18 protein-coding genes are annotated in these 19,126 nt (G+C 69.1%); 9 read left to right on the top strand and 9 right to left on the bottom strand.

Features of this window, described 5'->3' with window-relative positions:
- Positions 1 to 3: 3 nt before the first annotated feature.
- On the bottom strand, positions 4 to 1,677 hold the full coding sequence (locus OK17_RS01755; protein ID WP_461416498.1) for a putative PEP-binding protein: 1,674 nt from the start codon (positions 1,675 to 1,677) through the stop codon (positions 4 to 6).
- Positions 1,678 to 1,827: 150 nt separating this feature from the next.
- Between OK17_RS01755 and OK17_RS01760 the strand changes: the two genes are divergently transcribed.
- The 4 genes from OK17_RS01760 (at position 1,828) to OK17_RS01775 (ending at position 6,012) form a co-directional block, all read left to right on the top strand.
- Positions 1,828 to 2,598 (top strand): DeoR/GlpR family DNA-binding transcription regulator, encoded by a 771-nt coding sequence (locus OK17_RS01760; protein ID WP_461416499.1) that lies wholly within the window; start codon positions 1,828 to 1,830, stop codon positions 2,596 to 2,598.
- A complete protein-coding gene (pfkB, locus tag OK17_RS01765; protein WP_461416500.1) occupies positions 2,595 to 3,554 on the top strand; it encodes a 1-phosphofructokinase in 960 nt (319 codons plus the stop codon). Before OK17_RS01760 ends, pfkB begins: the two co-directional genes overlap by 4 nt.
- A 69-nt stretch (positions 3,555 to 3,623) precedes the next feature.
- Positions 3,624 to 5,678 carry a PTS fructose transporter subunit IIABC gene (locus OK17_RS01770; protein WP_461416501.1) on the top strand — a complete coding sequence of 685 codons (2,055 nt, stop codon included), beginning with the start codon at positions 3,624 to 3,626 and terminating at the stop codon, positions 5,676 to 5,678.
- A gap of 73 nt (positions 5,679 to 5,751) precedes the next feature.
- Positions 5,752 to 6,012 carry an HPr family phosphocarrier protein gene (locus tag OK17_RS01775; protein WP_461416502.1) on the top strand — a complete coding sequence of 87 codons (261 nt, stop codon included), beginning with the start codon at positions 5,752 to 5,754 and terminating at the stop codon, positions 6,010 to 6,012.
- Positions 6,013 to 6,047: 35 nt separating this feature from the next.
- Here the strand turns inward: OK17_RS01775 and hflX are convergent, their stop codons facing one another.
- Genes hflX through OK17_RS01795 form a run of 4 tightly spaced genes read right to left on the bottom strand, consistent with a single transcriptional unit; the run spans position 6,048 to position 10,131 of the window.
- Positions 6,048 to 7,505 carry a GTPase HflX gene (gene hflX / locus OK17_RS01780; protein WP_232719457.1) on the bottom strand — a complete coding sequence of 486 codons (1,458 nt, stop codon included), beginning with the start codon at positions 7,503 to 7,505 and terminating at the stop codon, positions 6,048 to 6,050.
- 51 nt (positions 7,506 to 7,556) lie between these two features.
- Positions 7,557 to 8,459, bottom strand: a complete 903-nt coding sequence (dapF, locus tag OK17_RS01785; RefSeq protein WP_461416503.1) for a diaminopimelate epimerase — start codon at positions 8,457 to 8,459, stop codon at positions 7,557 to 7,559.
- Between the two features lie 23 nt (positions 8,460 to 8,482).
- A complete protein-coding gene (gene miaA, locus OK17_RS01790) occupies positions 8,483 to 9,400 on the bottom strand; it encodes a tRNA (adenosine(37)-N6)-dimethylallyltransferase MiaA (RefSeq protein WP_461416504.1) in 918 nt (305 codons plus the stop codon).
- On the bottom strand, positions 9,397 to 10,131 hold the full coding sequence (locus OK17_RS01795; RefSeq protein ID WP_461416505.1) for a class III extradiol ring-cleavage dioxygenase family protein: 735 nt from the start codon (positions 10,129 to 10,131) through the stop codon (positions 9,397 to 9,399). The genes miaA and OK17_RS01795 overlap by 4 nt, the downstream gene beginning before the upstream one ends.
- Positions 10,132 to 10,345: 214 nt before the next feature.
- Between OK17_RS01795 and OK17_RS01800 the strand changes: the two genes are divergently transcribed.
- Entirely contained in the window at positions 10,346 to 11,710 is a 1,365-nt protein-coding gene (locus OK17_RS01800) for a DUF349 domain-containing protein (protein ID WP_461416506.1), read from the top strand.
- A 45-nt stretch (positions 11,711 to 11,755) separates the two neighbouring features.
- Here the strand turns inward: OK17_RS01800 and OK17_RS01805 are convergent, their stop codons facing one another.
- Positions 11,756 to 12,373 carry an Rv2732c family membrane protein gene (locus OK17_RS01805; protein ID WP_461416507.1) on the bottom strand — a complete coding sequence of 206 codons (618 nt, stop codon included), beginning with the start codon at positions 12,371 to 12,373 and terminating at the stop codon, positions 11,756 to 11,758.
- 43 nt (positions 12,374 to 12,416) lie between these two features.
- Positions 12,417 to 13,967 carry a tRNA (N6-isopentenyl adenosine(37)-C2)-methylthiotransferase MiaB gene (miaB, locus tag OK17_RS01810; RefSeq protein ID WP_461416606.1) on the bottom strand — a complete coding sequence of 517 codons (1,551 nt, stop codon included), beginning with the start codon at positions 13,965 to 13,967 and terminating at the stop codon, positions 12,417 to 12,419.
- 143 nt (positions 13,968 to 14,110) lie between these two features.
- On the opposite strand from miaB, the gene OK17_RS01815 reads away from it, so the two are divergent.
- From OK17_RS01815 to OK17_RS01830, 4 genes are read left to right on the top strand one after another with little or no spacing between them, the layout of a single operon-like run.
- The gene (locus OK17_RS01815) at positions 14,111 to 14,839 is read left to right on the top strand and encodes an amino acid ABC transporter ATP-binding protein (protein ID WP_461416607.1); all 729 of its coding nucleotides are present in this window, start codon (positions 14,111 to 14,113) and stop codon (positions 14,837 to 14,839) included.
- A gap of 1 nt (position 14,840) precedes the next feature.
- Positions 14,841 to 15,872 (top strand): glutamate ABC transporter substrate-binding protein, encoded by a 1,032-nt coding sequence (locus OK17_RS01820; protein ID WP_461416508.1) that lies wholly within the window; start codon positions 14,841 to 14,843, stop codon positions 15,870 to 15,872.
- Positions 15,873 to 15,884: 12 nt separating this feature from the next.
- Positions 15,885 to 16,562, top strand: coding sequence for an amino acid ABC transporter permease (locus OK17_RS01825; protein ID WP_232719463.1), 678 nt, complete (start codon positions 15,885 to 15,887; stop codon positions 16,560 to 16,562).
- Entirely contained in the window at positions 16,559 to 17,437 is an 879-nt protein-coding gene (locus tag OK17_RS01830; RefSeq protein ID WP_006866459.1) for an amino acid ABC transporter permease, read from the top strand. The genes OK17_RS01825 and OK17_RS01830 overlap by 4 nt, the downstream gene beginning before the upstream one ends.
- Positions 17,438 to 17,464: 27 nt before the next feature.
- Here OK17_RS01830 and OK17_RS01835 read toward each other — a convergent pair whose 3' ends face one another.
- Positions 17,465 to 18,004 carry a regulatory protein RecX gene (locus OK17_RS01835; protein ID WP_232719464.1) on the bottom strand — a complete coding sequence of 180 codons (540 nt, stop codon included), beginning with the start codon at positions 18,002 to 18,004 and terminating at the stop codon, positions 17,465 to 17,467.
- Positions 18,005 to 18,024: 20 nt separating this feature from the next.
- Entirely contained in the window at positions 18,025 to 19,068 is a 1,044-nt protein-coding gene (recA, locus tag OK17_RS01840) for a recombinase RecA (protein ID WP_006866461.1), read from the bottom strand.
- Between the last annotated feature and the right edge of the window lie 58 nt (positions 19,069 to 19,126).

Here is a 19,126-nt window from a genome sequence, read left to right on the forward strand (position 1 = left end):
CCCTCAGCTCTCGAGAACCGCGGCGGCAGCCGCGCGAGCCGCAGCCGGATCGGTGGTGGCGAGCGCGGCTGCCGCTGCGTTTTCGCAGGTTGCTCGCGTGACGTCGGCGAGCCGGGCACCGACCGCAGCGGCCGCCACCGGAGCACTCGACAACGAGGTCACCCCGAGTCCGACGAGCACACAGGCGAGGATCGGGTCCGCCGCCGCCTCGCCGCACACGCCCACCGGTTTCCCCCGATCCCGTCCGGCCCGCGCAACCGTCGCGATGAGGTGCAGAACGGCCGGCTGCCACGGATCGGTCAGGGATGCGAGGTCGGCCGACATCCGGTCGGCGGCCATCGTGTACTGCGTGAGGTCATTGGTGCCGATCGAGACGAAGTCGACCTCGGCCAGGATCGCCGGCGCGAGGATCGCGGCGGCGGGGACCTCGATCATGACCCCGGGGGTCAGTCCCCGTTCGCGCACCTGCGCGGCGAAGGCCGCCGCCTCGGCCGGTGAGGCGATCATCGGCGCCATGACCCAGGGGCTCGTCTCGGAGCCCTCGGCGGCGCGCGCGATGGCGTCGAGCTGGTGGGCGCGGATCTCGGGGTGCGCCAGGGCGATCCGGTCGCCGCGAACGCCGAGCGCCGGGTTGGCCTCTTCGGGCTGGTTCACGAAGCGCAGTGGTTTGTCCGAGCCGGCGTCGAGGGTGCGGATGACGACCTTGCGGCCGCCGAATGCGTCGAGCACCTCGCGGTAGATGTCCGCCTGCTCCTCCACCGTCGGTTCGTCGGCGCGTTCGAGGAAGGCCAGTTCGGTGCGGAACAGTCCGACACCCTCCACCGCATGGTCGGTGGCCGCGCGGGCCGACGACCCGTCGGCGACGTTGGCCAGGATCGCCACCTCGACACCGTCGGCGGTGCGTCCCGGACCCGACCAGTCCGCAACCAGAGCCGCCTGACGCGTGTGCTCGTCGACGCGGGCGCGCGCAGCGGCGTCGTCGGGTTCCACGACGACCTCACCGGTCGTCCCGTCCACGAGTATCACCGTGCCCGAATCGATCTCGTCGAGGCCGGGCACCGCGACGATGCACGGGATGCCGAGCTGCCGGGCGATGATCGCGGTGTGGCTGGTGGGCCCGCCGAGGCGGGTGACGAGCGCGATGGTGGTGGCGGGATCGAGCCCCGCGGTGTCGGCGGGCGCGAGGTCGTCGGCGAGCAGGATCGACGGCACATCCGGCGTGGGCACGCCGGGCTCGGGCAGGCCCAACAGCTCGGCGAGGACGCGGTCGCGGACGTCGTTGAGATCGGTGACGCGCTCGGCCATGAGTCCACCGAGCTTGGTGAACACGGCGGCGAACTGTTCGGTGGCGGCGACCGCTGCCGACGGGGCCGAGGCCCCCTTCGCGATGAGTCCCGAGGCGGCACCGATCCACCCGCGGTCCTCCGCGAGTCCGGCGGTGGCGGTGAGGACCTCGGCGGCGACGCCGGTGTTCTGCGATGCACGCTCACGCAGGCGCGCGGCGACCGCAGCGGCGGCCGCGGTGAACCGTTCGGTCTCCGTGGCGCGCAGGCCCTCGGCGATCTCGACGCCCGCGCTCAGCGCCTCCGCGGAGTGGTCGGGTCGGCGTCCCGGCCAGAGCGCGGGCCCGAGAGCCACACCACCGACGACCGGCGTCCCCGTCAGATTCTGCGTCATGTGACCACGGTTACAAATTCTTCTTGACTTGTCAATACAAACAGGCGTAAACACAGTTACTACAACATACAAAGCAACATGTTCCCACATTGACGAGTTCAACCAGGGCCTTCGGATACGAGCCACGGGAACGATCAGAACGGAGCCGGTGTGTACGCCGAGGAGAGACAGCAGGCCATCGCCGAGGAGGTGCGCGTCGCAGGACGCGCCTCGGTCGCCGAGCTCGCCGCGAAGTTCGACGTGACGAGTGAGACGGTCCGCCGCGACCTCGCGGTCCTCGAACGCGCCGGGCACCTGCAACGCGTCCATGGCGGCGCCGTCCGCCCCGAGATCCTGCGGGTGATCGGCGAACTCGGCATCGCCGAGCGTGAGACGGAGCAGACCGAGGAGAAGGCCGCGATCGGCCGTGCCGCTCTCCGATTCCTCCCGCCCGACGGCGGGTCGGTCCTCTTCGACGCCGGTACCACCACCTTCCGGGCCGCCGAGGCCATGCCGCGCGACCGCGACCTCACGGTGATCACCAACAGCCTCCCGATCGCCGGGCTGCTCGCCGGCCACCACGCCGACGGTCTCCACGCCCTCGGCGGCCGCGTCCGCGGGCTCACCCAGGCGACGGTCGGCGCCGAGACGGTCGCCGCCCTGGGACGCCTCCGCGTGACGGCCGCGTTCATCGGCACCAACGGGCTGAGCGAGGCGCACGGACTGTCCACCCCCGACCCCGACGAGGCGGCGGTGAAGGCGGCGATGGTCGCCGCGGCCCGACGCGTCGTCGTCCTCGCCGACAGTTCGAAGATGGAGCGCGAGGAGCTGTCCGGTTTCGCGGGTATCGACGACATCGATGTCCTCATCACCGATTCCGGCATCGATGCGGAGTTCTCCGCCGCATTGTCGGCCCGCGGCGTCGAGGTCGTGATCGCGTGATCCTCACCGTCACCGCCAATCCCAGCGTCGACCGGACCCTCGAACTCGCCACCCCGTTGCGACGCGGCGAGGTGCAGCGGGCCGGCGTCGTCCGTGCCGAACCGGGCGGCAAGGGCGTCAACGTCGCCCGCACCGTCGCCGCCGCCGGACTCCCGACCCGGGCCCTGCTGCCCGCTCGCGCCGGCGACCCCCTGCTCGCCGCGCTCGACGACCTCGGGCTCCCCTACGACGCCGTCCCCGTCGACGGCGAGGTCCGTTCCAACGTCACCATCGCCGAATCCGACGGCACCACCACCAAGATCAACGCCCCGGGCGTGACCCTGTCCGCAGCTCAGCTCCGGTCGCTGTCCGCTCTGATACGGACCCACGCGAACGGTGCGGACTGGGTCACGCTGTGCGGATCGCTTCCGCCCGGCGTGCCGGAGGACTGGTACCGGACAGTGGCCGACGCGTTGGTCACCGCCGGATGCCGGGTGGCCGTGGACACGTCGGGAGCACCGTTGCGCGCCGCGGCAGCCGGACGTGTCGACCTGATCAAACCCAACGAGGACGAGTTGGCCGAGCTCACCGGCGCCGATGCCGCCGAGCTCCGTGATTCCTTGTCCCGCAACGATCTCCGGCCGGTCGTGATCGCGGCACAGGGCCTCGTCGAGCAGATCGGCGGTAGTGTCCTGGCGACGCTGGGAGCACGGGGTGCCGTCCTCGCCACCGCAGCGGGCACCTGGTGTGCGACCCCACCACCGATCGTCCCGCGCAGCACGGTCGGTGCGGGCGACTCGTCCCTGGCCGGCTTCCTCATCGCCCGGACACGCGGCGCTTCCGCTCCGGAATGCCTGCGGTCCGCTGTTGCCTACGGTTCGGCAGCCGCCGCGCTGGCCGGCACCGCCGCCCCCACCCCCGCCCACCTCGACCTGTCCGGGGTCACGGTCACGGAACTCTCCGGGGCCGGCCGATGAGATGACCCCGATCCCACGCCCCCAGCAGAACCCGCACCACATCAACCCTCCATTGCCGAAGGACATCTCATGACCGAGCAGATCATCACCGCGCAGACGGTGAGTCTCGACGTCGACGCCGGCGCCGACCCCGCCGCCGTCATCACCACCCTCGCCGATGCTCTGGCCGCGGCCGGACGGACCACCGATCCCGCCGACCTGGCCCGCGCCGCACTCGAACGAGAGGCCAAGTCCGCCACCGGACTTCCCGGAGGCATCGCGATCCCGCACGCACGCACCGCGTCGGTGACGTCGGCGAGCCTCGCCATGGCGCGCCTGTCCCGCAAGGTCGACTTCGGCGCACCCGACGGTCCGGCCGATCTCGTCTTCCTCATCGCCGCCCCCGAGGGCGGTGCGGCCGCGCACATGAAACTGCTGAGTTCACTGGCGCGCTCGCTCGTCCGCCCGGACTTCGTCGCGGCCCTCCGCGAGGCCGAGACCGACGACCGCGTCATCGAACTGGTCACCGACGCCGTGGACCCCGACGCCAAGAAGGAGACCACTCCTCCGTCGACTGCCGCGACCACGGCCGACGCCGCGTCGCCCGCAGAGAAGCCCGCCGCGGACCGGCCGCGCATCCTCGCGATCACCGCCTGCCCCACCGGGATCGCGCACACCTACATGGCCGCGGACGCACTGAAGTACGCCGCCGAACGCGCCGGCGTCGACTTCGCGGTGGAGACCCAGGGCTCCTCGGCCACCACGCCGTTCGATCCCGAGGTGATCGCGTCCGCCGACGCCGTCATCTTCGCGACCGACATCGGGGTCAAGGGCAAGGGCCGCTTCCACGGCAAACCGGTGATCGCCTCGGGCGTCAAACGCGCCATCAACGAGCCCGACACGATGATCGCCGAAGCCGTTGCCGCCGTACAGAATCCGGATGCGGCCCGGGTGACCGACGGTGGCACCGACACCGCCTCGGCCGGGTCCTCGTCGGGTGTCGGGCTGGCCGCGCGCACCCGCCAGGCACTCATGACCGGCGTCAGCTACATGATCCCGTTCGTCGCCGCAGGCGGTCTGCTCATCGCGCTGGGCTTCCTGCTCGCGGGCTACGAGATCGCCAACAGCACCCTGGACGCCGGTGGTTCCCTCGACGACGCCGCCTTCATCGCCCTCAACAACAGCCTCTGGGATCTCCCCTCCGGGGGTCTCCTCCAGTACCTCGGTGCGGTGAGTTTCGCGATCGGGTCGGGGGTGATGGGACTCGCCGTCCCCGTCCTCGCCGGGTACATCGCCTTCGCCATCGCCGACCGTCCCGGCATCGCACCCGGTTTCGTCGCGGGCATCGTGTCGCTCGCCGTCGGAGCCAGCTTCATCGGGGCACTCATCGGCGGCCTGATCGCCGGCGCGGCGTGCCTGTGGATCTCGCGACTCCCGGTTCCGCAGTGGGCCCGTGGACTGATGCCGGTGGTGGTCATCCCGTTGTTCGGCAGCCTGATCGTCGGCGGCCTGCTCTACCTGGTCCTCGGCAAGCCGCTCGCATGGTTGACCGAGCAGATGAACTCCGGACTCGAGAGCATGTCCGGCGGATCGGCTGTCGTCCTGGGCATCGTGCTCGGCCTGATGATGTGCTTCGACCTCGGCGGCCCGGTCAACAAGACCGCCTACCTGTTCGCCACCGCCGGGATCGCCGACGCCGCGACCGCAGGTCCCGCACAGTTCCAGATCATGGCCGCGGTCATGTGCGCCGGCATGGTCCCGCCGCTGGCACTGGCGCTGTCGACGGTGCTGCGGCCCGGCCTGTTCACCGAACCCGAACGCGAGAACGGCAAGGCCGCATGGCTTCTCGGTGCGTCGTTCATCTCCGAGGGCGCCATCCCGTTCGCGGCGGCCGACCCCTTCCGCGTCATCCCGTCGATGATGGCCGGCGGCGCCCTGTCCGGCGCGCTGATCATGACATTCGGTATCGAGCTCCGCGCCCCGCACGGCGGCATCTTCGTCTTCTTCGCCATGAACAACTGGGTGCTGTTCCTCGTCGCCCTGCTCGCCGGCACCGTCTTGAGCGCGGTCGTGGTGATCGCGGCGAAGCAGTTCGGCAGGACCCGCGAGATCGCCGCGGCCGACCTCGAGGCCGTGGCAGCCTGAAGTCCGGACCCGCCGAACACCCACACTCCGACGAACAACCATCAGACAAGCAATCAGCAACACAGGAGGCACCATGCCCAGCACCACCGCCACCGTCGGATCGGCCGTCGGCCTGCACGCCCGCCCGGCCACGATCATCGCCGAGGCCGTCGCCGACACCGGTAGCACCGTGACCCTCGGACTCGAGGGCGGCGACCCGGTCGACGCCGGTTCTGCACTGATGATCATGACGCTCGGCGCCGAGAAGGGCACCAAGGTCGTGGTGACCGCCGACGACCAGGCGGCCCTCGACAAGATCGTCACCCTGGTCGAGACCGACCTCGACGCCGACTGATCCAGACGCCGGCTGCCCCGGACTCAGACTGACAGCTAGACCGTGAGGTCCGCGATCTCGCCTGCGAAAGCGGCCGGGACGCGGACCTTCATCGTCGTACCCGACTCGGTGTGCTCGGAGGTGAGGACCTCACCCTCGCTGTGGATCCGGGAGACGATGTCGCCGCGGGAGAACGGGACCTCGAGGGTGAGCTCGACATCCTCGCGGCCGACGAACTCTCGGACACGGTCGAACAGCTCGGGCAGTCCCTCGCCGGTGCGCGCCGAGACGAACACCGCGTCGGCACCGACCGCGCCGCGCAGCTCGGTGAGCCGGTTGCCGTCGATCGCGTCGATCTTGTTGATCACCAGCAGTTCCGGCGGTGCCTCCGCCTTCTCCTCGGCGACGATCTCGCTGATGACCTGGCGCACCGCCGAGATCTGTTCCATCGGGAACGGATCCGATCCGTCGACCACGTGCAGGAGCAGATCGGCGTCGACGACCTCTTCCAGCGTCGACCGGAACGCCTCGACGAGCTGCGTGGGCAGGTGGCGCACGAAACCGACGGTGTCGGTGAAGACCACGGCCCGCCCGTCGTCGAGCGTGGCCCGTCGTGTTGTCGGGTCGAGGGTCGCGAACAACGCGTCCTGCACCAGGACACCCGCGCCGGTCATCGCGTTGACCAGACTCGACTTGCCGGCGTTGGTGTAGCCGGCGACGGTGATCGACGGGATCGCCGAACGGTTGCGGGCGGCACGCTTGGTGGTGCGTGCCTTCTTCATGTCGCGGATCTCGCGGCGCAGCTTGGCCATCCGCTCACGGATCCGCCGGCGGTCGGTCTCGATCTTGGTCTCACCGGGACCACGCAGACCCACACCGCCGTTGCTGCCGGCGCGGCCACCGGCCTGCCGGGACATCGACTCACCCCAGCCGCGCAGACGCGGGAGCATGTACTCCATCTGCGCCAGCGAGACCTGCGCCTTGCCCTCGCGGGACGTGGCGTGCTGGGCGAAGATGTCGAGGATCAGGGCGGTCCGGTCGATCACCTTGACCTTGACGACCTTCTCCAGCGCGGTCAGCTGGGCGGGCGTGAGCTCACCGTCGCAGATGACGGTGTCGGCCCCGGTCGCCAGGACGATCTCGCGGAGTTCCTCGGCCTTGCCGCTACCGATGTAGGTGGCCGAGTCCGGTTTGGAACGGCGCTGGATCAGCGCGTCGAGGACCTGCGAACCTGCGGTCTCCGCGAGGGCGGCGAGCTCGGCCATGTTGGCCTCGGCCGAGGCGGCGCTGCCCTCGGTCCAGACACCGACGAGGACCACCTTCTCGAGGCGGAGCTGCCGGTACTCGACCTCGGTGACGTCGGTGAGTTCGGTGGAGAGTCCGGCGACGCGCTGGAGTGACGCACGCTCGGAGAGTTGGAGTTCGCCGACGGTCGGATCGTCGTCGCGGTGGAGGTCACCGGGGCGATCGTCGAGGTCCGCGTCGGACAGGATCTGTGCTGATGATTCGGTCATACGGGATCCATGGTCTCACGCCCGGCCCATGCTGAGCACGTGATTATCGGCTCAGCGGTCCCAGCCGGGTCGCAGGACGCCGTCGGCGACCAGCATCGACGGGCCGCGCAGGGTCGAGCCGTCGGTCCGGATGGTCACCGTGACCTCGCCGCCCGGGATGCCGATGCGCAACTCACCGGTGTCCTGTCCGCGCGCGTCGAGAGCGGCGCGCGTGGCTGCGACCAGGCCTGTTCCGCAGCTTCGGGTCTCTCCGACGCCGCGTTCGAAGACCCGCATCCGCGCGTACAGACGCCCGTCGACGTCCTCGACCGGTGGGGTCAGCAGCTCGACGTTGGCCCCGTTCGGGAAGTCGTCGGCCTCGATGACCACGCCGGCGGTGAAGTCGACGGCAGCGAGGGCGTCGGCGGTGAGGTCGGCCACCACGCACGCCAGATGCGGGTTCCCGACGTCGACCTTGGCGCCCGGGTAGATGTCGTCGCCGATGCGCACGACGGAGGTGCCGTCGAGGCGGGCGACGCCCATCTCGACGGTGACCTCGGCGTGCACGTCGTCGAAGGAGTGGATGATCACCGGCCGGGCCCCGGCACGCGAGCCCACCGTGAAGGTGTCGGTGTCGGCGAGTCCGGTCGCGCGGACGAAGTGCGCGAAGACCCGGACGCCGTTGCCGCACATCTCGGCGATCGAACCGTCGCCGTTGCGATAGTCCATGAACCAGTCGTCGGCGCCGACACCGTCGGGCAGGGCGTCGAGCACACCGCGCTCGACGAGCGCACCCGTGCGCGCCACCCGAAGCAGACCGTCGGCCCCGATGCCCCGCTGCCGGTCGCACAGGGCCGCGACCGTCTCGGCATCGAGCGACAACTCCGCGGCCGGGTCGGCGAGCACGACGAAATCGTTCTGGGTGCCGTGACCCTTGACGAAGCGCAGACCGGTTGGGTTGGAACTCACGCGCACCAGACTACTTCTCGGTGCGTGGATCAGACGGCGGCGGCCTCGAGGGCGCGGTCGGCGAGGTCGGGGGCGGCGGCGTCGAGCCACACGGCCCGGTGATCGCGGCGGAACCACGACCGCTGCCTGCGCACATACCGGCGGGTGCCGATGAAGGTGAGTTCCTCGGCCTGGGCCATGTCGTATTCGCCGTCGAGGGCGGCCAGTACCTGCTTGTAGCCGATCGCCTGCGAGGCCGTGCGGCCCTCCAGCAGTCCGGCCGCGCACAGGCCCTCGACCTCGTCGACCAGACCGGTGGAGAACATCAGCCGGGTACGACGCGCGATCCGGTCGTCGAGTTCGGCGGTCTCCCGGTCGAGCGCGAGGATCACGGTTCCCCACCGGGGTTCGCCGATCGTCGGTTGCGACGCCGCGAACGGCTGCCCGGTCAGTTCGACGACCTCCAGCGCGCGGACGATCCGCCGGCCGTCGGTGTCGAGAATCGTTGCGGCAGCGGCGGGGTCGACCGCCGCGAGCAACCCGTGCATCTCGGCGACGCCGCGTTCGGCGAGCATCTCCTCATACCGGCCGCGGACCTCGGGATCGGTCGCCGGGAACTGCCAGTTGTCGAGCAGCCCCTGGATGTACATCATCGAGCCGCCGACGATCACCGGTACACGGCCTGCGTCGAGGAGTCGCTCCACATCGGCGGTCGCGGCCTGCTGGTATCGGGCGACGGTGGCCACCTCGGTCACGTCGAGGACGTCGATCTGGTGGTGCGGGATGCCCCGGCGTTCGTCGAGCGGCACCTTGGCGGTCCCGATGTCCATGCCGCGGTACTGCTGCATCGCGTCGATGTTGACGATCTCCCCGCCCAGACGCTCGGCGAGGTCGAGGGCGAGGTCGGATTTCCCGCACGCGGTCGGGCCGACGACCATGATCGGCCGCAGTGCCCGCTGGTCACTCATGACCGGTCACCCGAAACGGCCCACGTGGCGACGACGTAACCGACCCCGAACGGGGCGTCGGCGTAGCTCGTCTTCGCCACGACGCCGGAACCGCAGCTCTCCACCGCGGCGGCGGCGACCTGCCACGCGACCCGGCCGCCGACCCCCTCGGTGTCGCAAGGAGCCGCTTCGAGATCCAGGAGAGCGCCGATGTCGGCGGCACCGAGCGCCGCGACGATCGAGTCGTTGAGGGCGACCGCAGAATCCCGTCGGCCACCGCCCGGCGCCTTGGGGGTCAACGCGGTCGAGCCGTCGCCGACGACCAGGAGGCCGATCCGCTCCGCGGACTCCCCCAGTCGTGCGCCGAGATCCGCACCGATGTCCGCGCACTCGGCGGGTGAGGTCTCCCGGCCGACGATCGACGTGCTCGTCGTCCCCAGCGACGCCCACTCCCGCAGCCAAGCGCCGATCAGGGCGGACAGGCTCATCGGGGGGCCGGTCCGATCGCTCACGCTCACCCGGACATCGACCCCGAACCGGGCGAAGCTGCCGGACCCCGCCTCCTCCACCCGGCCGGTCACCGGGTCGTCGGAGGCGCCGAGGACGACCCAGCGATCGATCCCGGTCGACGCCGCGCCGGCAAGGGCATCCCGCACCGCCGATCGGACGGGTTCGGTGTCGAACGCCGACGGACCGGCCAATTCGGGTACCAGCAACGGGGCACTCGGTACGAAGACGACGGCCGCAAGCACACCACGACGCTAGTCGAACCAGACATCGCGACCGACGCCCGAACCCCGACACGGATTCCGGTAAGTCGCCGCGCACACCACATGCACGCGCCTGAACTGCTTGAATGGATCCGTACTGTCGGCTGTCGCCGGGGCGTTACGATGCCCCGCGAGAACCGACCCAGCGACCGGCAGCCGTGACGCGCGGCACCACTGAGCGGCAGGACATGTGCAGATGACCCACCCGACCGACCCCTCCACGGCCACCGAGGCGCCGCAGACGAGCACTCCGGTCCCGACCCCCGGCCCCAAACCCGGTCCGCGCCCCAAGCCCGGCCCACGACCGGGACCACACGAACCCGTCATCACGCACATCAGTGCCGGCGACCCGCACCGATGGGGTCGCATCGACTCCTCGGGTGTGGTGTGGCTCAAGACGGCCGACGGCGAACGCGAGATCGGCCAGTGGCAGGCCGGCACCGTCGAAGAGGGGCTCGCCCACTTCGCACGCCGCTTCGATGACCTCGCGACCGAGGTCGAGATCCTCGAGGAACGTCTCAGCGCGCGGTCCGGTGACCCGCGCAAGGCCCAGGCCGCCGCCAAGCACCTGCTCGACGACCTGCCGAACGCCCACGTCATCGGCGATGTCGCCGCTCTACAGCGTCGTCTGGAAGCGATCGTCGGTTCCGCCGACGAGGTCGCCGAGTCGCTGCGCGCCGAGCGCGAGAAGACCCGCGCCACCGCCATCGCCCGCAAGGAGACCCTCGCTGCGGAGGCCGAGCAGATCGGCGCCGAGGCCACCAACTGGAAGGGCGCCGGCGACCGGCTTCGCGAGATCCTCGACGAGTGGAAGACCATCAAGGGCATCGATCGCAAGACCGATGACGCCCTGTGGAAGCGCTACGCGAAGGCCCGCGATGCCTTCAACCGCCGCCGGGGTGCCCATTTCGCCGAACTCGACCGCGAGCGCGCCGGGGCGAAGGAGCGCAAGGAAGCGCTGATCGCCCGCGCCGAGGAGCTGTCGTCGTCGACCGACTGGGGGCCCACCTCGGCCAAGTTTCGCGAGCTGCTGGGTGAGTGGAAGGCGGCCGGTCGCGCGCCCCGCGACACCGACGAGGCCCTCTGGCAGCGGTTCAAGGCCGCCCAGGACGTGTTCTTCAACGCCCGCAACGCCGCGACCTCCGAACGCGACGCCGAGTTCGCGGCCAACGCCACCGCCAAGATCGCGTTGCTGGAGGCCGCCGAGAAGGCCATCGACCCGGCTGCCGATCTCGAGGCGGCGCGTCGTGAGTTCCGGTCGTTCCGCGACAAGTGGGACGAGATCGGCAAGGTCCCGCGCGATCAGATGCACTCCCTGGAGGGACGCGCGCGGGCCATCGAGAAGCGCATCCGCGATGCCGAGGACGCCCAGTGGCAGCGCACCGACCCGGAGGCCCAGGCGCGTGCCGCGCAGTTCGCCGACCGTGCCGCGCAGTTCGAGGAGCAGGCCCGCAAGGCCGCCGAGAAGGGCAAGGACCGCGAGGCTGCGTCGTTGCGTGAACAGGCCGCGCAGTGGCGCGAATGGGCCGAGGCCGCCCACAGCGCCGTCACCGACCGCTGAGCGAACCCGTCAGAAACTGACCACCCGAGGACCCCGGGCCGCCGACTACTTCGGCTGTTCGGGGTCCTTGTGGTAGAGCGCCGAGGCGTAGGCCTCCTGCTCGGCGGCCTGTCGGCGACGCTCGGCCTCCATCGCCAGGTGGTAGGACGAGCGCGCCCACACCACGCGTGACCAGTGGAAGGTCAGGACGAAGACCGCGATCCAGCCGAGGACCAGTCCGATGCCCACTCCCGACGGGGGCTGGACGCCGCCGACGCCGGGGGTGTTGCGCGACCACCAGGCGAGCATCCCGGCCACACATGCAATGGCACAGCCACACAACGCGATCCACGCCAGAATCCAGCGGCGGGTCAGCAGGGCGAGCATCGAGACGACGATGCCGAAGATCGTGACCAGGTAGACGAAGATCTTCGACACGATGGTGACCCGCTCGGCCACGGCCTCCGGCGCGAAGGACAGCACTTCGAGGCCGGTCACCGAGCCGGTGTGCGGCAGGACCAGCGACACCATGGCCAGCAGGACGGCGATGGCCACGACGACCGCGCGGGCGCCGGGGTCGATCTCACCGGCGACCTTGCGCTCGGCCTTCCTCAGGTCCTGTTCGTACTCCTTGAACGCGTCCTTCTCGGAAGCGCCGGGTGTGCGGTCCGGGTTCTCGGACATGTCATCGCCTCTTCTCACGAGTGGGTCTGGTGTAACGCGCGCTCTAACCGCAGGAACCGCAGCCGGCGTCGGCGGATGCGGGCGTAGGGGCGAGGGTGGGCACGGGGGGACCAACAGTCGGGAGGCCGAGGCCCACGCCGACGGGAGCGGTGGTGGGCGTGCGGCTCTGCTCGTAGGCGTCGCCGGCGCGGGTGCGACGGTGCGAGAGCACCCCGGCGTCGGCGATCAGGTGGTGCGGCGCGGCCGCGGTGACCACGGTGTGGATCACGTCCCCGGGCCGGATGCCGGCGGTGTCGCCGGGCGCGAAGTGCACCAGGCGTCCGTCACGCGCGCGACCGGTCATGCGCCGGGTCTCGGCGGACTTGCGCCCCTCGTCGGCGACGACGAGCAGCTCCACCTCGGTGCCGGTCAGGGATTCGTTCTCCGACAGACAGATTCGTTCCTGCAGCGCGATGAGTCGCTGGTAGCGCTCGCCGACGACGTCGGCGGGCACCTGGTCGCGCATCGTCGCGGCCGGGGTGCCGGGGCGCGGCGAGTACTGGAAGGTGAAGGCACTGGAGAACCGGGCACGTTCGACGACGTCGAGGGTCGCCTGGAAATCCTCCTCGGTCTCCCCCGGGAACCCGACGATGATGTCGGTGGTGATCGCCGCATGCGGCATCGCGGCGCGGACCTTGTCGAGGATGCCGAGGAACCTGGTCTGGCGGTAGCTGCGTCGCATCGCCTTCAGGATGCGGTCGGAGCCGGACTGCAGCGGCATGTGCAGCTGCGGGCACACGTTGGGGGTCTCGGCCATCGCCTCGATGACGTCGTCGGTGAACTCGGCGGGGTGCGGTGAGGTGAACCGAACCCGTTCGAGCCCTTCGATGTCGCCGCAGGCACGCAGCAGTTCGGCGAAGGCGCCGCGGTTGCGCGGCTGGTCGGGATCGGCGAAGGACATGCCGTAGGCGTTGACGTTCTGCCCGAGCAGCGTCACCTCGACGACGCCCTGGTCGACGAGTGCCTTGACCTCGGCCAGCACGTCACCGGGACGGCGGTCGACCTCCTTGCCGCGCAGCGACGGCACGATGCAGAAGGTGCACGTGTTGTTGCAGCCCACCGACACCGACACCCAACCGGAGTAGGCCGAGTCGCGCTTGGCGGGCAGCGTCGACGGGAAGCGCTCCAGGGAGTCGAGGATCTCGACCTGCGCCTCCTCGTTGTGGCGGGCACGGTCGAGCAGCGCCGGCAGCGAGCCGATGTTGTGCGTGCCGAACACGACGTCGACCCACGGCGCCTTGGAGATGACGGTGTCCTTGTCCTTCTGCGCCAGGCAGCCGCCGACGGCGATCTGCATGCCGGGGCGCCGGGACTTCACCGGTGCGAGGTGCGACAGGTTGCCGTAGAGCTTGTTGTCGGCGTTCTCCCGGATGGCGCAGGTGTTGAAGACGACCAGGTCGGCGTCGTCGTCCTCGCCGGCACGCACATATCCCGCGTCCTCGAGGAGCCCGGAGATGCGTTCGGAGTCGTGGACATTCATCTGGCAGCCGTAGGTTCGAACCTGGTAGCTGCGGGGTGACTGGGCTGATGCAGCCTCGTCAGGCCGATCCGACAACTCGATACTCACTCCTACCAGGGTACGGTGCCGACGCAAATCGCCGACTCGGCGTGACCGGTACCGCTGTTGGGCACGAATTTGGTTAGGGTTCGAGAATGACCGTTTCGCCGAGCAAGTCCGCGGACCCCGGGTCCCAGCCGATGATCGCGATGCGCGGGGTGCAGAAGCACTTCGGTTCGCTGCACGTCCTCAAGGACATCGACTTCGAGGTTCCCGCCGGACAGGTGGTCGTGGTCCTCGGTCCGTCCGGATCAGGCAAGTCCACCCTCTGCCGGACCATCAACCGCCTCGAGCCGATCGATGAGGGCGAAATCCGTGTCGAGGGTCAGCTCCTGCCCGCCGAGGGCAAGGACCTCGCACGTCTGCGCGCCGACGTGGGCATGGTGTTCCAGTCCTTCAATCTCTTCTCCCACAAGACGATCCTCGAGAACGTCACCCTCGCCCCGACGAAGGTGCGCAAGAAGTCCAAGGCCGAGGCCGACAAGCGCGCGTTGGAACTGCTCGAGCGGGTCGGCATCGCCAGCCAGAAGGACAAGTACCCCGCCCAGTTGTCCGGCGGCCAGCAGCAGCGCGTCGCCATCGCCCGCTCCCTCGCCATGGACCCGAAGGTCATGCTGTTCGACGAGCCGACCTCCGCGCTCGACCCCGAGATGGTCAACGAGGTCCTCGACGTCATGGTCTCCCTGGCCAAGGAGGGCATGACGATGCTCGTGGTCACCCACGAGATGGGCTTCGCCCGCAAGGCCGCCGACCGGGTGATCTTCATGGCCGACGGCGCGATCATCGAAGACGCCGAACCCGACACCTTCTTCACCGACCCCAAGACCGACCGAGCGCGCGATTTCCTCGGCAAGATCCTGGGGCACTGAGATGCGGATGAGTCGAGAAACACACCACACGCGCCCGCAGGTGTCCCGATGGCGCAACGCCGGACTGGTCGTCGCCGTCGTCGCGCTGCTCGCCGGGCTCCTCGCGGGCTGCGGCAGCACCGAGCCCCGCAACCTGCTGAACTCGATCCGTGAGGGATCGGTGATCCTCGGCGTCAAATTCGACCAGCCCGGCCTCGGCCTGTACGAGCCGGACGGCAACGTCACCGGCTTCGACGCGTCGGTCGCCACCTACGTGGTCAACGCCATCGCCGACGACCTCGGCGTCGATCACCCGGAGATCACCTGGCGCGAGACGCCGTCGGCCCGCCGCGAGGCGATGATCGACAACGGCGAGGTCGACCTGATCGCCGCCACCTACTCGATCAACGCCAGCCGTTCCAAGAAGGTCTCGTTCGGCGGCCCCTACCTGCAGACCTATCAGGGCCTCATGGTTCGAGCCGACGACAACTCGATCTCCGAGCTGGCCGACCTCGACAACGGCAAGAAACTGTGTTCGGTCACCGGCTCGACGTCGGCGCAGAACGTGAAGGCACAGCTTCCGACGGTGCAGCTGCAGGAGTACGACTCCTACTCGGCCTGTGTCGAGGCGCTCCGCCGAGGCAAGGTCGACGCGCTGACGACCGACGAGGCGATCCTCGCCGGCTACTCCAACTTCTGGAAGGACGAGTTCAAGCTCGTCGAGATGACCTACCTCAAGGACGCCTGCGTCAAGGATGCGCTGAAGACGGCGGGCAGCCCGTTCTCCACCGAACGCTACGGCGTCGGCGTCGCCCTGAACGACACGGCCGCAGTCGATGCGATCAACAAGGCCCTCGACACCATGCTGACCCCGGTCGAAGGCGTCGAGTCGCCGTGGAACGCCGATCTCCGCGAGGCACTCGGCAACGAGTACGTCGACGAGATCATCGCCCGCGCGGACCGACCCGGTTCCAAGTTCCCCTATCTGCCGGACCCCGGTGACCTCGAGTTCCTCGACTCACCGTCCACGCCGTGCCCGCCCGGACTCGAGTGAGAGGAGTAATCGATGAATGACGCCTCTCTGTGGGAGAGCATGGGCCCCCAGCTGTGGCCCGCCTTCTGGGTGACCATCCAACTGACCTTCTTTTCGGCGATCGGCTCGCTGATCTGGGGCACGATCCTCGCCGCGATGCGGGTCTCCCCCGTCCCGGTGATGCGCGGCTTCGCGAGCGTCTACGTGAACGTCGTCCGCAACACGCCGTTGACGCTCGTCGTGCTGTTCTGCGCGATCGGCCTGTACCAGAACCTGGGGCTGACCTTCGCGCCGACGATCAAGTCCAACAACTTCTGGCTCGCGGTGCTCGCCTTCGTCCTCTACACGTCGACGTTCGTCTGTGAGACGCTCCGGTCCGGCTTCAACACGGTGCCCCTCGGGCAGGCCGAAGCGGCCCGGTCGTTGGGCATGCCGTTCACCCAGGTGTTCGGGATCATCGTGTTGCCCCAGGCAATCCGGTCGGTCATCGGTCCGATGGGCAGTGTGCTCATCGCGCTGACGAAGAACACCACGGTCGCCTCGGTCATCGGCGTCGCCGAGGCCGCGGCCCTGATGAAGACCGAGATCGAGACCTTCTCCGACCAGCTGTTCGTGATCTTCGGCGTGATCGCCGTGGGCTTCATGATCATCACCCTCACCGAGGGAGCCGTCTTCGGCTACCTCGCCAAGCGACTGGCGGTGAAACGATGAGTGCCGAATCGACTGTCCTGTACGACGCACCCGGCCCGCGCGCACGAACCCGGAACCGCCTGACGGCGATCCTGTTCATCGCGATCCTCGCCGCGGTCGCGATCTACGTGATCTCCGTACTCGCCGCGAACGAGCAGTTCACCGGCGAGAAGTGGAGCCCGTTCGTCACCTGGTCCACCTGGACCGGTTACATCCTGCCCGGCCTGTGGCGCACCCTCGCCGCGGCAGCCGCCTCGATCGTGCTGTCGCTCATCCTCGGCGCCGTCCTCGGCATCGGGCGGTTGTCGGACCACCTTTGGGTGCGTGCGGTGTCGGGCGTGTTCGTCGAGGTGTTCCGCGCGATCCCGGTGCTGATCCTGATGGTGTTCACCTGGTTCCTGTTCGCCATCTACGGCATCTTCCCGTCGTCGATGCTGGCGTTCGCCGCGGTGGTCACCGGCCTGACCCTCTACAACGGGTCGGTGATGGCCGAGATCCTGCGCTCGGGCATCAACTCGCTGCCGAAGGGCCAGACCGAGGCGTCGATGGCGCTGGGTCTGCGGAAGAGCCAGATGATGCGGATCGTGCTGCTCCCCCAGGCGATCACCGCGATGATGCCGGCACTGATCTCGCAGATGGTGGTGGCGTTGAAGGACAGCGCGCTGGGCTACATCATCGGCTACTCGGAGGTCGTACGCAGCGGCCTGTTGTCGGCCTCTCGCTACGGCAACTACATCCCGGCGCTGATCGTGGTGGCGATCATCATGATCCTCATCAACTTCGGACTGTCGAACCTGGCGACCTACGTCGAACGACGACTGCGTCAGGGAAGCCGGGCGACCGAACCCGCGAACCCGGAAAAGGCCGAGCAGGCCGCGTCGGAGAACCTGCTCTGATCCGATCGATCCCGTGACGGGGAGGCGTCAGGCGTCATCCAAGGCGCCGAGCGCCTCCCCCACCACGTCGAAGGCCAGCGACTGCGAATAGCCGCGCCGCACAAGGAACCCGACGAGCCGGCGCAGGGTCTTCTCTCGTTCGGTACGGTCTGCGAGCACGCGTTCCACGACCGACGGTGTCAGCTTCCGCTCGACGAGTCCGGCGGCGATCTCGCGTTCGTCGTCGGGGTCGATGTCGGCGAGCGTCTCGGCGATGATCGACTCGGCGATGCCCTTGGTGCGGAGTTCGTGGCGCAGCGCCACGCGTCCCTTACCGGAGTTCAGCGAACGGGAACGCACCCATTCCGCGGCGAAGTCGGTGTCGTCGAGCAGCTGGTGCTTGTCGAGCCGCGCCATCACCTCGTCCACGGTGTCGGTGTCGTATCCCTTGCGGGTCAACCGCTCCCGCATTTCGTGCCGTGAACGCGCACGGACCCCGAGCAGCCGCAGTGCGGAGTCCCATGCGCTGGGTCCCTTTTTCTGCGTCCGTTCGGGGTCCGTCCGTTCGGGGCTTGATGCCTCGTTCATATCGGATCAGGCGGGACCGATCAGAATTCGACCGGCGCCGGGGCGATGTCGTCGGCGTCGACGGTGGCGCCGATGCCGAGCTTCTCCTTGATCTTCTTCTCGATCTCGTCGCGGATGTCGACGTTCTCGAGCAGGAACTTGCGGGCGTTCTCCTTGCCCTGGCCGAGCTGATCCCCCTCGTAGGTGAACCACGAGCCGGATTTGCGGATGAAGCCCTCCGCGACACCCATGTCGATCAGCGAGCCCTCCTTGCTGATGCCCTGGCCGTAGAGGATGTCGAACTCGGCCTGCTTGAACGGCGGCGCGACCTTGTTCTTGACGACCTTCACGCGGGTACGGTTGCCGACCGCGTCGGTGCCGTCCTTGAGGGTCTCGATACGGCGGACGTCCAGACGGACCGACGAGTAGAACTTGAGAGCCTTACCGCCTGTGGTGGTCTCGGGGGAACCGAACATCACGCCGATCTTCTCGCGCAGCTGGTTGATGAAGATCGCGGTGGTCTTCGACTGGTTCAGCGCGGAGGTCATCTTGCGCAACGCCTGACTCATCAGGCGGGCCTGCAGACCGACGTGGCTGTCGCCCATCTCGCCCTCGATCTCGGCCTTGGGCACGAGTGCGGCCACCGAGTCGATGACGAGGATGTCGAGTGCGCCGGAGCGGATCAGCATGTCGGCGATCTCGAGCGCCTGCTCACCGGTGTCGGGCTGCGACACGAGCAGGGCGTCGGTGTCGACACCGAGCTTGGCGGCGTAGTCGGGGTCGAGCGCGTGCTCGGCGTCGATGAACGCGGCGATACCACCCTGGGCCTGGGCGTTGGCCACGGCGTGCAACGCCACCGTGGTCTTACCCGAGGACTCCGGACCGTAGATCTCGACGACGCGGCCGCGGGGCAGACCACCGATACCGAGGGCGACGTCGAGTGCGATCGAACCGGTCGGGATGATCTCGATCGGCTGACGGGTCTCCTCGCCCAGGCGCATCACCGAGCCCTTGCCGAAGTTCTTGTCGATCTGCGCGAGAGCCAGATCGAGGGCCTTCTCACGGTCTTGAGGCGCAGGTGCCATGGGAGTTCTCCTCGGTTGTGAGCCGGATTTCCGGCGGGTGGTCGGTGCGGCGGTCCGG

Source organism: Gordonia sp. GN26 (assembly GCF_054823965.1).

Bases quoted from the DNA above. Each gene is read 5' to 3' on its own strand.
- OK17_RS01755 (WP_461416498.1), bottom strand. From the start codon at position 1,677: ATGACGCAGAATCTGACGGGGACGCCGGTCGTCGGTGGTGTGGCTCTC.
- OK17_RS01825 (WP_232719463.1), top strand. From the start codon at position 15,885: ATGAATGACGCCTCTCTGTGGGAGAGCATGGGCCCCCAGCTGTGGCCC.
- OK17_RS01820 (WP_461416508.1), top strand. From the start codon at position 14,841: ATGCGGATGAGTCGAGAAACACACCACACGCGCCCGCAGGTGTCCCGA.
- miaA (WP_461416504.1), bottom strand. From the start codon at position 9,400: ATGAGTGACCAGCGGGCACTGCGGCCGATCATGGTCGTCGGCCCGACC.
- OK17_RS01815 (WP_461416607.1), top strand. From the start codon at position 14,111: ATGATCGCGATGCGCGGGGTGCAGAAGCACTTCGGTTCGCTGCACGTC.
- OK17_RS01830 (WP_006866459.1), top strand. From the start codon at position 16,559: ATGAGTGCCGAATCGACTGTCCTGTACGACGCACCCGGCCCGCGCGCA.
- recA (WP_006866461.1), bottom strand. From the start codon at position 19,068: ATGGCACCTGCGCCTCAAGACCGTGAGAAGGCCCTCGATCTGGCTCTC.
- OK17_RS01800 (WP_461416506.1), top strand. From the start codon at position 10,346: ATGACCCACCCGACCGACCCCTCCACGGCCACCGAGGCGCCGCAGACG.
- hflX (WP_232719457.1), bottom strand. From the start codon at position 7,505: ATGACCGAATCATCAGCACAGATCCTGTCCGACGCGGACCTCGACGAT.
- OK17_RS01775 (WP_461416502.1), top strand. From the start codon at position 5,752: ATGCCCAGCACCACCGCCACCGTCGGATCGGCCGTCGGCCTGCACGCC.
- OK17_RS01835 (WP_232719464.1), bottom strand. From the start codon at position 18,004: ATGAACGAGGCATCAAGCCCCGAACGGACGGACCCCGAACGGACGCAG.
- OK17_RS01770 (WP_461416501.1), top strand. From the start codon at position 3,624: ATGACCGAGCAGATCATCACCGCGCAGACGGTGAGTCTCGACGTCGAC.
- OK17_RS01805 (WP_461416507.1), bottom strand. From the start codon at position 12,373: ATGTCCGAGAACCCGGACCGCACACCCGGCGCTTCCGAGAAGGACGCG.